We start from the raw sequence: 13,548 nt of genomic DNA, 5'->3' as shown, positions 1-13,548 counted from the left end.
AAGCTAAATTCAGTCACCTAAAAATAAAAAAAAGCAGCAAAATAAATCACTAAATAATTATATATCAAAATGATAAATTAAATATTTGCAATATAAAAAAATAATGTATCTTTGCAGCCTTAATTAATCGGGGTCGAGTACCTCAAAATTTAATCATTATAGATTATGTCAGTAAAAATTAGATTACAAAGACACGGTAAAAAAGGAAAACCTTTTTACTGGGTAGTAGCTGCAGATGCACGCTCAAAAAGAGATGGTAAATACTTAGAAAAAATTGGTACTTACAATCCAAACACTAACCCGGCAACTATCGAATTAAACCTGGATAGTGCAGTGAAATGGTTACACAATGGTGCACAACCAACTGATACTGCAAAAGCAATTCTTTCTTACAAAGGAGCTTTATTGAAACACCACCTTGACGGAGGAGTTCGTAAAGGAGCCTTAACTCAAGAGCAGGCTGATGCTAAATTAGCTACTTGGTTAGAAGCTAAAACTGGTAAAGTTGACGCTAAAAAAGATGGTTTATCAAAAGCACAGGCTGATGCTAAAGCCAAAGCTTTGAAAGCAGAACAAGAAGTAAACGCAAAACGTATTGCTGCAGCTGCTCAGGCTGAAGCTGATGCAATTGCTGCTGCAACTCCTGCTGTAGAAGAAGAAACAGAAGCTGTTGCTGAAGAAGCTGCTGCCGAAGAAAACAATGAAGAAACTCAAGCATAATTTAGCCAGCGAAAATGCGTAAAGAAGATTGTTTCTATTTAGGTAAAATCGCTAAAAAATTTAGTTTCAAAGGTGAAGTCCTCGTCTATCTTGACACAGACGAACCTGAGTTATACGAAAATCTGGAATCAGTGTTTGTTCAACAGAACAAACACCTGGTTCCTTTTTTTATTGAAAGCAGTTCACTACATAAAAATGACTTTCTAAGAGTTCATTTTGAAGACATCAACACAGAAGCAGACGCAGAAAATCTTTTAGGCAGTGAAATCTACCTTCCTTTAAACATGCTGCCCAAACTTTCCGGTAATAAATTCTATTTCCACGAAGTTATTGGCTTTGAAGTAGAAGATAAACGCTTAGGAAATGTCGGAGAAATTCAGTCTATAAACGACACTACTGCCCAGCCCCTTTTTGAAGTCTTAAAAGACGGAGCTGAAATTCTCATTCCGATGATTGATCATTTTTTAGTTAAAGTTGATCGCGACAACAAGAAAATCATCATGGATTTACCGGAAGGATTGATTGAGATGTATCTTTAAAGGGTTTAATCGGTAATTTACTTCGTCAATTCGCTTTGCTCGTGTGTTTATTCGGTTAATTCGAAAACAATCTGCAATCATAAATCGTTAATTTCCAATCTAAAATCTTATGTTTTCATTCAAACAATTTTCTGTAGAACAAGACCGTACGGCAATGAAAATCGGAACCGATGGAGTTTTACTGGGTGCCTGGACTCCCATAGAAAATTATCCGTTTAATATTTTAGACATTGGAGCCGGAACCGGAATAATTGCTTTAATGTTAGCACAACGCAGTACCGCAGAACAAATTGATGCCTTAGAAATTGATGAAGACGCCTACGAACAAGCCACAGACAATTTTGAAAATTCCCCTTGGAACGACCGATTGTTTTGTTTCCATGCCGGTTTAGACGAATTTGTCGAAGAACCCGAAGACGAATACGATTTAATAGTTTCCAATCCTCCTTTTTACAGCGAAGATTATAAATCCACTAATGAACAACGCGATTTAGCCCGCTTTCAGGACGCCATGCCTTTTGAAGATTTGGTAGAAGCCGCCGCATTATTACTTTCTGAAAACGGAATCTTCTCCGTTATTATTCCTTTTAAAGAAGAAGAAAAATTCCTGGCTCTTGCCCATGAACACGAATTACATCCCCTAAAAATCACTCACGTAAAAGGAACACCAACCTCTGAAATCAAGCGCAGTCTTTTGGCTTTTAGCCGAAATGAAGTCCCTAACTTTCCAATTGATGAATTAATCATCGAAACTGCACGTCATCAATACACTACTGAATATATTGAATTGACAAAAGATTTTTATTTGAAGATGTAAAACTACATTTTCTTTAATCAAAATTTAACTACTTAATTCATGTTTGATTAAAATCCTTTATGTAAATTTATAACACACCATTAAATCCAGTTTTCAAAAAAACTAAAAACACTTGAAGATTTAATAAGTATAAATTTTACACTAAGTCATCATGAAACCAGACTTATTCCAAGCACCGGATTATTACAACCTTGACGAATTATTGACAGACGAACACAAACTGGTACGTGATGCCGCACGCGAATGGGTCAAGCGAGAAGTTTCTCCTATCATTGAAGATTATGCCCAAAAAGCAACATTCCCTACAGAAATTATTAAAGGTCTGGCAAGCATTGGTGCTTTTGGACCTTATATTCCTCAGGAATATGGCGGAGCCGGATTAGATCAAATTTCCTATGGTTTAATCATGCAGGAAATAGAGCGTGGTGACTCCGGCATACGTTCTACAGCTTCCGTTCAATCGTCTTTGGTAATGTATCCCATTTGGAAATACGGCAGCGAAGAACAAAAATTAAAATACCTTCCCAAATTAGCTACCGGCGAATTCATGGGGTGTTTTGGTCTGACTGAACCCAATCACGGTTCCGATCCCGGGAGCATGACCACTCACTTTAAAGACAAAGACGATCATTATCTATTAAATGGAGCCAAAATGTGGATTTCCAACGCACCTTTTGCAGACATCGCCATTGTTTGGGCAAAGGATGAATCAGGAAGAATTCATGGCTTAATTGCAGAACGCGGCATGGAAGGTTTTTCTACTCCCGAAACACACAACAAATGGTCACTTCGTGCATCAGCTACCGGAGAGCTAATTTTTGATAATGTCAAAATCCCAAAAGAAAATATTTTACCCCATAAATCAGGATTAAGCGCTCCGCTGGGTTGCCTGGACTCAGCACGTTATGGTATTGCCTGGGGGGCTATTGGCGCAGCAATGGATTGTTACGACACCGCTTTACGCTATGCAAAAGAAAGAATTCAATTTGACAAGCCTATTGCAGGAATGCAACTGCAACAAAAAAAATTGGCCGAAATGATTACTGAAATCACAAAAGCACAATTACTTACCTGGCGTTTGGGCGTTTTACGAAATGAAGGCAAAGCCACTTCAGCACAAATATCGATGGCAAAAAGAAACAATGTAAATATGGCTATCGAAATTGCCCGTGAAGCGCGTCAGATTTTGGGAGCGATGGGAATAACCGGTGAGTATTCGATTATGCGCCATATGATGAATTTAGAATCAGTAGTCACTTATGAAGGAACACACGATATCCATTTATTAATTACCGGAATGGATATTACCGGAATTTCGGCATTTAAATAAACCTCCATTTTTAACATATAAAGAAAACCTATTCCGGAATAAATTCGTAAATAATATTAGATAAACATTTATTAAAGTATTGATAAAATCGATGCATAATACTTTTGATAACTGGCAGCTTTTTTATCTTTACACAAAATTATTTTACAATGAACATTCAGCATATCAACAACAGTATTGAATCCCAGAAAAGCGCTTTATTACAACATTCGCTTTATAACAAGGTAAAAACTATCGAAGACTTACACACGTTTTTAGAAAGCCATGTGTATGCTGTATGGGATTTTATGTCACTGTTAAAAGCATTACAATCCCGTCTAACCTGTACTACTACCCCGTGGTTTGCTACCAAAAATCCGGAAACACGATATTTAATCAATGAAATTGTTTTAGCAGAAGAAACGGATTTAACACTTGATGGTAAACGTCAGAGTCATTACGAGATGTATGTGGAGGCAATGGAAGCCTGTGGAGCTGACACTAATAAAATCAAAATTTTCCTGTCTGAAATTCAATCCTTACAAAACATATTTGTTGCTATTAAAAAAAGCGACTTACACCCTCAAATTAAAGCTTTTTTAGACTTCACTTTCCGTGTAATTGAGGAAGGAAAACCACATGAAATTGCAGCAGCATTCACCTTTGGAAGAGAGGATTTAATTCCGAGTATGTTTCATGCTATTTTAAAAAATTTTCAGGAACAGTTTCCGGAAACCGACCTCAGCAAATTAGTATATTACTTTGAAAGACATATCGAATTAGATGCTGACGAGCACGGACCAATGGCTATGCAAATGATTACAGAACTTTGCGAGGAAGATCCTCAAAAATGGAAAGAAGTAGAAGAAGTTTCAATTATAGCACTGGAAAAAAGGATTGATTTGTGGGATGCAATCGAAGAAATCATCACCATGAAAGTTGAAATGGCTTAATTTTCAATCCGGGATTAGAAAAAAAACGTAACTATTATTAAAATCAATTTCATTAACATGAGAACGACCTTAAAAATAATAGTTACGTTTTTTAGTTATATGCTAACAACAGCCTGTAGCAGTGAAAATCCTAATATGCAATCCAGCACTCCGCCACCAGCTATAAATAATTCTTCTTTAGAACTTCCTACACAATCCGGAACCATAAATTATCTTGCATTGGGTGATAGCTACACCATCGGTCAAAGTGTATGTACCACTTGCCGGTTTCCCGAACAATTAAAACAGTCTTTAAGAAATATTAATCTGCAAAATAATTTTTCATTAGAAATAATTGCTCAGACCGGATGGACAACAAACGACCTAATCTCAGCAATTGAATCTAAAAACCCAACAACAAAATACGATTTAGTTACTCTATTGATAGGGGTAAACAATCAATACCAGCGAAAGAATTTTAGCCTTTATGAAAAAGAATTTCCTGAATTAGTAACTAAAGCTATTAGTCTTGCCAAGGGAGACAAAACTAATGTGATTGTGATTTCTATACCTGATTATGCCTACACACCGTTTGGACAAAGCTACGGCAATCCCGCTACTATTTCAACTGAAATTGATCGTTATAATGCTTTTGCAAAATCCTATTGTGAAAGTAATGGAATTCTGTTCCTGAATATTACCGATATTAGCCGTCAAGGATTAAACAACACTAGTTTAGTAGCGAATGATGGCTTACACCCATCAGAATCTGCATATCATTTATTTACTGAGCGACTGCTTCCAAAAGCTGTTGCTGTATTAAAAAACTAAAATCGGCTGTTTCTCATTAGAAAAACAGCCGATTTTAATTTATTGGAACGATTTTTTTTAACTCTCAGGAGCCAATTCTAATTCTAAACCTTCTAAGTCTACAGTAATTGGAATTTGACAACCTAAACGACTATTTGACTTCACATAAAATGCTTCAGAAAGCATTGCTTCTTCATCTTCACCCATTTCCGGCAAACTCACATCATTTAGAACATAACACTGACAGGATGCACACATTGCCATTCCTCCGCAGGTACCTTCTACAGGTAATTCATAAGCTTTACAAAGTTCCATGACATTCATTGCCATATCAGTAGGAGCCTGTAATTCATGAACAACTCCTTCTCTATCTTTGATTTTTATTAATACATCCATTTTTACTATTTGGAATTGATTGATTTATTATATAACAGTCTTAGCAAATAATTCGTTACGGCAAAACCAGCCTTTTTTACAAGATATTTACAACAGTTTCTATTTGCGGAGCATACTTTTTAATTGTAGTTTCCACACCCGCCTTAAGCGTCATTTGATTGACACTACAATTAGTACACGCTCCTTCAAGACGCACTTTTACATGCTTATCATCTTCAATAGAAATAAGACTGATATTACCTCCGTCTGACTCTAAAAAAGGTCGGATTTCATCAAGCGCCTTTTGAACTTCAATTGTTAATTCTTCTGTTGTCATTTTCTTCTATTAAATTATTTTTTAACTGCTGAACAACCAGCCATTGTAGTAATCTTTATTGCTTCTGTAGCCGGCAGACTTTCGTTTCTTGCTACAGTTTCTTCAACCACATTTCGTGTTATATTTTCAAAAACAGTTTCGATTACCGAACCTGTTTGTAATGCTGCAGGACGACCATAATCCCCGGCTTCACGAATAGACTGAACAATCGGAACTTCTCCTAAGAAAGGAACATTTAAATCCTCAGCAAGATTTTTAGCACCTTCCTGCCCAAAAATATAATACTTATTGTTTGGCAATTCTTCAGGTGTAAAATAGGCCATGTTTTCGATAATTCCCAATACAGGTACATTGATAGCCTCCGACATAAACATCGAAACTCCTTTTTTGGCATCAGCCAAAGCGACTGCCTGCGGCGTACTCACTACAACAGCTCCGGTTACCGGAAGAGACTGCATAATCGAAAGGTGAATATCACCTGTTCCAGGCGGCAAATCAATTAACATAAAATCTAATTCGCCCCAGTCAGCATCAAAAATCATCTGATTCAAAGCTTTAGAAGCCATAGGACCTCTCCAGATTACGGCCTGACTAGGAGATGTAAAAAACCCTATTGAAAGCATCTTTATCTCATAACTCTCGATCGGCTTCATTTTTGATTTCCCATCTACCTGAATCGAAATTGGCTTTTCATTTTCAACATCAAACATAATTGGCATTGAAGGACCGTAGATATCGGCATCAAGTACACCAACACTAAATCCCATTTTAGCCAGACTTACTGCTAAATTAGCGGTAACAGTAGATTTCCCTACTCCTCCTTTTCCGGAAGCTACAGCAATGATATTTTTAATTCCGGGAATGGCTTTCCCCTTGATTTCCGGTTTTTCCGGAACTTCTACTTTTATATTGACTTTAATCCTGGCTTCAGCAGCAACAAGGTTATGAATTGTTTTTTTAATATCGTCCTCTGCACGTTTCTTAATATGCATCGCCGGGGTATTCAGCACCAAATCAACTACTACCTCATCTCCAAAAGTGATTACATTGCTAACAGCACCGCTTTCTACCATGTTTTTTCCTTCTCCGGCAATAGTAATGGTTTCTAATGCTTTAAGAATTTCTTTTCTGTCTAATTTCATTACTAAGTATACTGTTTTTCAATTGCTGTTTTCAGTTAAACAGCTTATTTTATTTAAACTGATTTGAGATTGCAAAGATAAGAGATTAAGTTCTTAATTTAAAGTATTTAAATTGTAATTATTGATACAGAAATTAGTTCTAACTATAAACCGCTTAACTGTGATTTTATGCTTTTTATTCAGTTGTTTAATTCTTCAGGATTCCAGAATACTTTTTCAAAATCAATAATTTGATTATCAGCGACTTTTATCCCTTCGTTTTCCAGTAATTGCTGCATCAAATTTGTCCCGTCAAAATGGAATTTGCCTGTCAGCAATCCTCTTCGGTTTACCACCCGATGTGCAGGAACATCTTCCATGGAATGTGACGCATTCATTGCCCAGCCTACCATCCTTGCCGAACGTGCTGCTCCAAGAAATTTTGCTATAGCTCCATAAGACGTTACTCTTCCGTGAGGTATTTGTTTAACTACTTCATACACCCTCTCAAAAAAATTTGTATTCTCTGAATTTTTCATGTTTTTTGAACGATTGTGTTATATTCCTGAGGACTAACATCTGTTATTTCTTTAAAACTAATCAAAAACGCACTGTAAGAAGGAAAACCTGTTTTTTCAGACAAAGATTCTATTGTATTCAAATTTAAATACCCTGATTCAATTAAACTAATCGTATCATAAACCCGGACTGTCTTTTTAAATTCAATAAAATTGATACTGCAGTGGTATTTAAAAAGATATATCAAATGGCTTTTAGGAATTTCTAAACGAATAGCAAAATCCCGCATTGAAACACAAGGATTTCTAAAACAAAAATGCTCTAAAGCCATTATTTCAACTTTGCGTATATACGCCGGTAAATTATTCTCCACACGTTCTTTTAGCTGCCAATCCTCATTATTAATCATTGCACCCTCATGAGAAATGATCCAAAAATCATCAAAAACCAATTCAAAATTATCTTTGGTTTTTTCTTTATCAAGGTGCTTATAAGTTATAAACAAAACCTCGTCTGTCAATAGAATTTTAAAGAACAAAACACAACTGATAACAGCCGAAATCCACAAATAACTTGTTCCGTGAGAAAAACCCGAAACAAAGACATCAATCAAAAGCGAAACTTCTAAACGAAGGATAAATAAAAAACTAACTGTAAAAAAAAAGAAGGTCCAGTTTCTGATCAATATTTTTTGCCTGTCAACAATGAGAACTTTCGCTTTTCTGAACCATACTTTATTTTTCAATTCAATATAACTCAAAAGCAAATAATAAAAAGGAATTAATAAGAACAGAAGATAAAAATAGAATTTCAAATAAGGAGCATACAGATGAATCAGAATATTAGAAAAACCAAACAATACAGGAATAATAAAATAACGCAAATCTTCAACAGAAAAATTTTTCTTATTGACAACCAGATTCTTAAAATACAAATAAATACATGGAAATACAATACAACCAAAAGAGCGAACAGCACAGGCAATTCTGTCGTCGAAAGAGAAAGGCATTAAATTATAAATTCCGGAGATAAGAAAGCGTACAGAGATAAATAAAAATAAAACTAAAAGATAAAAATTTACTTTTCTATTCAGCTTATACTGTGTTACTATAACAGTAAATGTCAGAACTCCTAACAAACCTGTTACAAAAAACACAAGACTTAAAAACATATTCGATCAGAATTTCTTAGGATAAAAAATTAAAGATATAAAATAATCCAACTTTCCTGTTAACCTAAAAAAAACATTCGCCATAAAACCAAAAAAACCGTCAATACGATAATATTAACTTTATTTTAAATACGTAAATTCTTAAAAAGGCTTAATTTAAATAATGTTCTAAAATATTAATTAAAGTGATTACTGAAATAATTCCTGTAATACATCCAATAATAGTATTCATGTTTTTAAGAAGATAATCCGCTTTTCTTTCTATCTTTTCAAAAAAGATAATATAAAAATAAAAGACCAGGGCTGAACCTAAAACTGCTCCGCTGACAAAAAGAAAAACAGATGTAACATCAAATGAAAAAAGTGCATACGAAGACAATGATATACTCACAAAAACATAATACGGAACCGGAAAAAAGTTGAGCGCAGAAAGCAGCATTCCAAGAAAAAAGCGCTTTTTCTCGCTATACTTTTTTATTTTAGGTTGCTTGATCTTAGGTTTTTTGGCTATCCATAAAAAATAAACCGTTAGTGTCCCAAATATTCCAAACCCTACTTCCCGTAATAATAAAATAATATCCGGACGTGTATTTATAATCCGTGCAAACAATACTGCCAGATATACCTGCACAAAAATAACAACAATAGCACCAGAAACAAACCAGAAAGCATTCCGCCTCCCTTCTTTCATTCCTACTTTAGCAGCTGTCATGTTTAGCAAACCCGGAGGAGTAATTCCTATAAAAGCCGAAATAAAACCAGAAAACAAGGATATAATTAAATTCATAAGCCTATTTATAGGAAGTCTGAAAGAAACAGAGCAATTAATCTTTTATTTTAAAACGAATATAAGTAATTGCTTTATTAATTTCCAGATATTGTTTTTCATAAAATGTCTGAAAAGCGGTTACTTCCTCTGGACTGCCTGAGTTCACATAAACATTATGATTGGCATATAAAACTTCGTGACCTTCACCATGAAGCAATCCCAAAGTATAACCGTGCATAAATTCGCTATCGGTTTTCAGATTGACCACTCCTTCTTTTTTAAGGATTTTTTTATACAGTTGTAAAAACTGTGAATTAGTCATTCGGTGTTTTGTACGTTTGTATTTTATTTGAGGATCCGGAAAAGTAATCCAGATTTCATCTACTTCATTTTCAGCAAAAATATGATTGATCAATTCAATCTGTGTACGAACAAAGGCCACATTATGTAAACCGGTTTCAACAGCAGTTTTAGCTCCACGCCAAAAACGAGCACCTTTAATATCAATTCCGATAAAATTTTTATCAGGATACCTTTCGGCCAGACCCACAGAATATTCTCCTTTGCCACAACCTAATTCCAACACTAAAGGATTGTCATTCTTGAAAAAATCAGCATTCCATTTCCCTCGTAAAGGAAAAGCATTACTGACAACTTCTTCTCTTGTTGGCTGAAAAACATTATTGAATGTTTCGTTCTCTTTGAATCGTTTTAACTTATTTTTACTTCCCACTGTTTTTTAAATATTTGAGCAAAATTAAACAAATAAATAAGACCTGGGGCAAGCTTTTATAAATAAAAACCTGCCCCAGCCTAATAAGGTATTTAAACAACTTTATTCAGCGCATTCAATTGGGAAAAGCGTTTCATCATGTTGTGACAAATCCAAACCTATAATTTCGTTTTCCTCTGACACACGCATCGGAATAATTTTATTAGTAATTTTAAAAAGAATATAAGCTCCAAAAAAAGTATAAATTGAAACCAGTAACAAAGCAGTCATGTGATGCCCAAAAACTCCCCAACCTCCATGTAACAAGCTTGCATCTTCACCATGAGCAAAAATTGCGGTCAGAATCATCCCCATAATCCCTCCTACTCCGTGACAGGCAAAAACGTCCAGTGTATCATCAATTCCTTTTAAATATTTAGAATATACAACTAAATTAGAAACTAATGCTGCCACAAAACCAAAAAACATACTCTCAGGAACCGATACAAAACCCGCAGCAGGCGTAATGGATACCAATCCTACTACAGCACCAATACAGGCACCAAGAGCGGAAACCTTTCTACCATTGATTCTGTCAAAAAAGATCCAGGTAAGCATAGCCGCCGCCGAAGCGGTAGTTGTTGTCCCAAAAGCCATTGCGGCAACACCATTTGCTTCCATAGAAGAACCGGCATTAAAACCAATCCATCCAAACCAAAGCATTCCTGTTCCTAATAAAACAAAAGGAATATTAGTGGGTACATGATTGCTGTTTTTTCTTTTTCCCAGAACAATAACCCCAGCCAATGCCGCAAAACCGGCACTCATATGCACTACTGTTCCTCCTGCAAAATCTTTAACTCCAAAGAAAGAACCTAAAATCCCTGTTGGGTACCAGACAGCGTGACATAAGGGAGAATATATAAAAATACTGAACAGGCAAATAAACAATAAATACGAAATAAAACGCACACGCTCTGCAAAAGAACCTGTTATAATTGCCGGAGCAATAACTGCAAATTTCATTTGAAACAAAGCAAAAAGCATAAAAGGAACCGTTTTTGCAATTTCTTTATGAGGCAAAACCCCAACATAATCCATGAAAGTAAAAGTAGACGGATCACCCACAAAACTGTAAAAACCATCTCCTATCTGAATTCCAAGAGGTTCTCCAAAAGCCATACTAAAACCCACCACAACCCAGATTAAAGTTACTACGCCCATACAGATGAAACTTTGCAACATGGTTGAAATGACGTTTTTCTTTCCTACCATTCCTCCATAAAAAAAGGCTAAACCAGGTGTCATAATCAAAACCAGACAGCAGGAAGTAAGCATCCAGGCCACATCAGCCGGTATAATCTGATCGATAGTTCCAAATTGTGAATGAACATTTTCAGGTTCCAAAGGTACCTGCCAAAAAAGTCCTGAAATACAAACAATACTAATAACGACAAAAGAAATGATCCAACGTTTCTCTATTTTCATATTTTTTTTAACTTTAACCCATTAATTTTGGGGGCAAATTTAAAAATATTTTACATTTCAGCCTAAATAGGGCAGAAAATAAGAAACTCCACAACAAACAACCCCTTTTCAACTCTCCAGAGAAAATTTTAATATAAAAAATTATCAATTTTAAGGATTTTTTATGTTTTCAATGCGAAAAACATTTTTACAAATTGTAAAATTTAAGTAAAAACGAACTCAGCGTTTAAAAAATATAAAAAAAAGTTGTAAATTTTCATTATCTATATTTCATCTATTATAAAAGCCTCAAAATAATTCCTGCATGACAAAAAAAATTACTCTGTTTCCAATTATCATTCTGCTCATCTTAATTACATTGTTCTCATGCAAGAAAAAACCGGAGGTAAAACCATCCAGTGTTGTAGCTGAAAAGGAAGAATACCAAAGAACTTTTGACAGTACAGCGGTTGATTCTTTCTTTGATTCCTATCCATTATTAAAAAAATATCAAGCCGATGTAAAACAGCTATACAGGAAACATCAATACCATTATGTATGGTTTGACAAAAAAGGCATCAATGAATTTGCCTATCTCTTATATGATAAAACCAATAATCTAAAAGAGGAAGGAGTAGAAACCAATGTACCTTATAAAAAAACATTTGAAGAAATCCATAACAAACCGGTCGAAAAGCAGAAACCCAACATTGAAACTGAACTGCTACATTCCTGTTTGTATTTTTTTTATACCATGAATGTATATGAAGGTTTAGATTCTGAAAAATCAAAAGAAGTAGAATGGTATATACCCCGAAAAAAACAATCGTATATTAGTTATCTGGATTCCCTTTTAACCAATCCTTCATTGATTAATAAAGAAGAAAAAAATCTTATTGGTCAGTATTTTTTATTAAAAAAAGCACTTCAGCAATACCGAAAATTAGAAAAACAAGGCGGCTGGAATGCTATTGACACAGATACCAGCTTTAACTCTTACCGGATAGGAGACAGTGCTCAGGCAATTGCAGCAATTAGAAAACGACTATTTATATCTAATGATATTTCAAACAATTCCGGCAGTGCCGTGTATGACAAGGAATTATCCGAAGGAATAAAAAACTATAAACAAAGGAGAGGTTATCTGGTTAACAGTAAAATCACTAAAAGTCTAATTGCAGATTTGAATACTCCTGTAAGCGAGCGCATTAAAACTATTATAATCAATATGGAACGTTGCCGCTGGGTTTCAGGCGACATCCCTAAATCAAAAGAATTAATTGCTATTAATATTCCTGCTTTTCAATTATCATATTTCAAAAATCAGAAAGTAGTTTTACGTTCAAAAGTTGTAGTGGGAAAAACCATGAATAAAACGGTTATTTTTAGCGCTCCCATGAAATATATTGTTTTTAGTCCGTACTGGAATATCCCTTCCAGTATTAAGAAAAATGAAATTCTTCCCGGAATAGCAAAAAATCCAAATTATCTTACTGAACACAATATGGAATGGAACGGAAATAATATCAGACAAAAACCAGGTCCAAAAAATTCACTGGGATTAATTAAGTTTTTATTTCCAAATTCTAATGACATTTACCTGCATGACACGCCGGCCAAGAGTCTTTTTGAAAGAGAAACCCGCGCTTTTAGTCATGGCTGTATCCGTCTTGCCAAACCTAAAGAATTAGCTGTCGAAATCCTGAAAGATGATCCGGACTGGACTCCTGAAAAAATTGAAGAGGCTATGAATAGCGGCAAGGAAACCTGGTATACGCTAAAAAGAAAAATTCCGGTTTACATTGGCTATTTCACTGCCTGGATAGACAATGAAAATCAGATTCACTTTTATGATGATATTTATAAAAGAGATGAAAAACTGGCTTCTCTATTATTTGAAAAATAAGAAAGGCAGCTACATTATGTAACTGCCTATTGTTGCTCTCTAAA

The 13,548-nt window shown here is 34.9% G+C and carries 15 protein-coding genes; 7 read left to right on the top strand and 8 right to left on the bottom strand.

Annotated features, from left to right (window positions below):
* Positions 1 to 165 precede the first annotated feature (165 nt).
* From ABS764_RS09975 to ABS764_RS09950, 6 genes are all read left to right on the top strand, one after another.
* Positions 166 to 720, top strand: coding sequence for a 30S ribosomal protein S16 (locus tag ABS764_RS09975; protein WP_408081646.1), 555 nt, complete (start codon positions 166 to 168; stop codon positions 718 to 720).
* 14 nt (positions 721 to 734) lie between these two features.
* Positions 735 to 1,259 carry a ribosome maturation factor RimM gene (gene rimM, locus ABS764_RS09970; RefSeq protein WP_408081645.1) on the top strand — a complete coding sequence of 175 codons (525 nt, stop codon included), beginning with the start codon at positions 735 to 737 and terminating at the stop codon, positions 1,257 to 1,259.
* Positions 1,260 to 1,368: 109 nt separating this feature from the next.
* Entirely contained in the window at positions 1,369 to 2,076 is a 708-nt protein-coding gene (locus tag ABS764_RS09965) for a tRNA1(Val) (adenine(37)-N6)-methyltransferase (RefSeq protein WP_408081644.1), read from the top strand.
* A gap of 151 nt (positions 2,077 to 2,227) precedes the next feature.
* Complete coding sequence (locus ABS764_RS09960; RefSeq protein ID WP_408081643.1) at positions 2,228 to 3,406, top strand: acyl-CoA dehydrogenase family protein; 1,179 nt, start codon at positions 2,228 to 2,230, stop codon at positions 3,404 to 3,406.
* Between the two features lie 149 nt (positions 3,407 to 3,555).
* Positions 3,556 to 4,338 (top strand): DUF3050 domain-containing protein, encoded by a 783-nt coding sequence (locus ABS764_RS09955; RefSeq protein ID WP_408081642.1) that lies wholly within the window; start codon positions 3,556 to 3,558, stop codon positions 4,336 to 4,338.
* Positions 4,339 to 4,395: 57 nt separating this feature from the next.
* On the top strand, positions 4,396 to 5,148 hold the full coding sequence (locus ABS764_RS09950; RefSeq protein WP_408081641.1) for an SGNH/GDSL hydrolase family protein: 753 nt from the start codon (positions 4,396 to 4,398) through the stop codon (positions 5,146 to 5,148).
* A gap of 57 nt (positions 5,149 to 5,205) precedes the next feature.
* Here ABS764_RS09950 and ABS764_RS09945 read toward each other — a convergent pair whose 3' ends face one another.
* The 8 genes from ABS764_RS09945 to ABS764_RS09910 all read right to left on the bottom strand — a co-directional run bounded on the left by ABS764_RS09945 (position 5,206) and on the right by ABS764_RS09910 (position 11,619).
* Positions 5,206 to 5,523 carry a 2Fe-2S iron-sulfur cluster-binding family protein gene (locus tag ABS764_RS09945; protein WP_408081640.1) on the bottom strand — a complete coding sequence of 106 codons (318 nt, stop codon included), beginning with the start codon at positions 5,521 to 5,523 and terminating at the stop codon, positions 5,206 to 5,208.
* 76 nt (positions 5,524 to 5,599) lie between these two features.
* Complete coding sequence (locus ABS764_RS09940; RefSeq protein WP_408081639.1) at positions 5,600 to 5,839, bottom strand: NifU family protein; 240 nt, start codon at positions 5,837 to 5,839, stop codon at positions 5,600 to 5,602.
* 14 nt (positions 5,840 to 5,853) lie between these two features.
* Complete coding sequence (locus ABS764_RS09935) at positions 5,854 to 6,981, bottom strand: Mrp/NBP35 family ATP-binding protein (RefSeq protein ID WP_408081638.1); 1,128 nt, start codon at positions 6,979 to 6,981, stop codon at positions 5,854 to 5,856.
* Positions 6,982 to 7,160: 179 nt separating this feature from the next.
* Positions 7,161 to 7,499, bottom strand: a complete 339-nt coding sequence (locus tag ABS764_RS09930) for an MGMT family protein (protein WP_408081637.1) — start codon at positions 7,497 to 7,499, stop codon at positions 7,161 to 7,163.
* Complete coding sequence (locus ABS764_RS09925; protein WP_408081636.1) at positions 7,496 to 8,488, bottom strand: helix-turn-helix domain-containing protein; 993 nt, start codon at positions 8,486 to 8,488, stop codon at positions 7,496 to 7,498. Before ABS764_RS09925 ends, ABS764_RS09930 begins: the two co-directional genes overlap by 4 nt.
* 313 nt (positions 8,489 to 8,801) lie before the next feature.
* Positions 8,802 to 9,437: a LysE family transporter gene (locus tag ABS764_RS09920; protein ID WP_408081635.1), complete on the bottom strand. Its 636-nt coding sequence runs from the start codon at positions 9,435 to 9,437 to the stop codon at positions 8,802 to 8,804.
* Positions 9,438 to 9,474: 37 nt separating this feature from the next.
* Complete coding sequence (gene trmB / locus ABS764_RS09915; RefSeq protein WP_408081634.1) at positions 9,475 to 10,152, bottom strand: tRNA (guanosine(46)-N7)-methyltransferase TrmB; 678 nt, start codon at positions 10,150 to 10,152, stop codon at positions 9,475 to 9,477.
* Between the two features lie 102 nt (positions 10,153 to 10,254).
* Complete coding sequence (locus ABS764_RS09910; protein ID WP_408081633.1) at positions 10,255 to 11,619, bottom strand: ammonium transporter; 1,365 nt, start codon at positions 11,617 to 11,619, stop codon at positions 10,255 to 10,257.
* Positions 11,620 to 11,923: 304 nt separating this feature from the next.
* Between ABS764_RS09910 and ABS764_RS09905 the strand changes: the two genes are divergently transcribed.
* The gene (locus ABS764_RS09905) at positions 11,924 to 13,504 is read left to right on the top strand and encodes a L,D-transpeptidase family protein (protein ID WP_408081632.1); all 1,581 of its coding nucleotides are present in this window, start codon (positions 11,924 to 11,926) and stop codon (positions 13,502 to 13,504) included.
* The last annotated feature ends 44 nt before the right edge of the window (positions 13,505 to 13,548 follow it).

The organism is Flavobacterium plantiphilum, from assembly GCF_046000495.1.
In the GTDB taxonomy this organism is placed as follows: domain Bacteria; phylum Bacteroidota; class Bacteroidia; order Flavobacteriales; family Flavobacteriaceae; genus Flavobacterium; species Flavobacterium plantiphilum.
Note: the sequence above shows the minus strand (reverse complement) of the source record. Positions and strands in the feature narration are given on the sequence as shown.

What these genes read in the sequence shown, in the direction of transcription:
- ABS764_RS09975 (WP_408081646.1), top strand. Translation starts at nt 166, where the DNA reads ATGTCAGTAAAAATTAGATTACAAAGACACGGTAAAAAAGGAAAACCT.
- ABS764_RS09920 (WP_408081635.1), bottom strand. Translation starts at nt 9,437, where the DNA reads ATGAATTTAATTATATCCTTGTTTTCTGGTTTTATTTCGGCTTTTATA.
- rimM (WP_408081645.1), top strand. Translation starts at nt 735, where the DNA reads ATGCGTAAAGAAGATTGTTTCTATTTAGGTAAAATCGCTAAAAAATTT.
- ABS764_RS09965 (WP_408081644.1), top strand. Translation starts at nt 1,369, where the DNA reads ATGTTTTCATTCAAACAATTTTCTGTAGAACAAGACCGTACGGCAATG.
- ABS764_RS09910 (WP_408081633.1), bottom strand. Translation starts at nt 11,619, where the DNA reads ATGAAAATAGAGAAACGTTGGATCATTTCTTTTGTCGTTATTAGTATT.
- ABS764_RS09955 (WP_408081642.1), top strand. Translation starts at nt 3,556, where the DNA reads ATGAACATTCAGCATATCAACAACAGTATTGAATCCCAGAAAAGCGCT.
- ABS764_RS09905 (WP_408081632.1), top strand. Translation starts at nt 11,924, where the DNA reads ATGACAAAAAAAATTACTCTGTTTCCAATTATCATTCTGCTCATCTTA.
- ABS764_RS09960 (WP_408081643.1), top strand. Translation starts at nt 2,228, where the DNA reads ATGAAACCAGACTTATTCCAAGCACCGGATTATTACAACCTTGACGAA.
- ABS764_RS09940 (WP_408081639.1), bottom strand. Translation starts at nt 5,839, where the DNA reads ATGACAACAGAAGAATTAACAATTGAAGTTCAAAAGGCGCTTGATGAA.
- ABS764_RS09935 (WP_408081638.1), bottom strand. Translation starts at nt 6,981, where the DNA reads ATGAAATTAGACAGAAAAGAAATTCTTAAAGCATTAGAAACCATTACT.
- ABS764_RS09930 (WP_408081637.1), bottom strand. Translation starts at nt 7,499, where the DNA reads ATGAAAAATTCAGAGAATACAAATTTTTTTGAGAGGGTGTATGAAGTA.
- ABS764_RS09950 (WP_408081641.1), top strand. Translation starts at nt 4,396, where the DNA reads ATGAGAACGACCTTAAAAATAATAGTTACGTTTTTTAGTTATATGCTA.
- ABS764_RS09925 (WP_408081636.1), bottom strand. Translation starts at nt 8,488, where the DNA reads ATGCCTTTCTCTTTCGACGACAGAATTGCCTGTGCTGTTCGCTCTTTT.
- ABS764_RS09945 (WP_408081640.1), bottom strand. Translation starts at nt 5,523, where the DNA reads ATGGATGTATTAATAAAAATCAAAGATAGAGAAGGAGTTGTTCATGAA.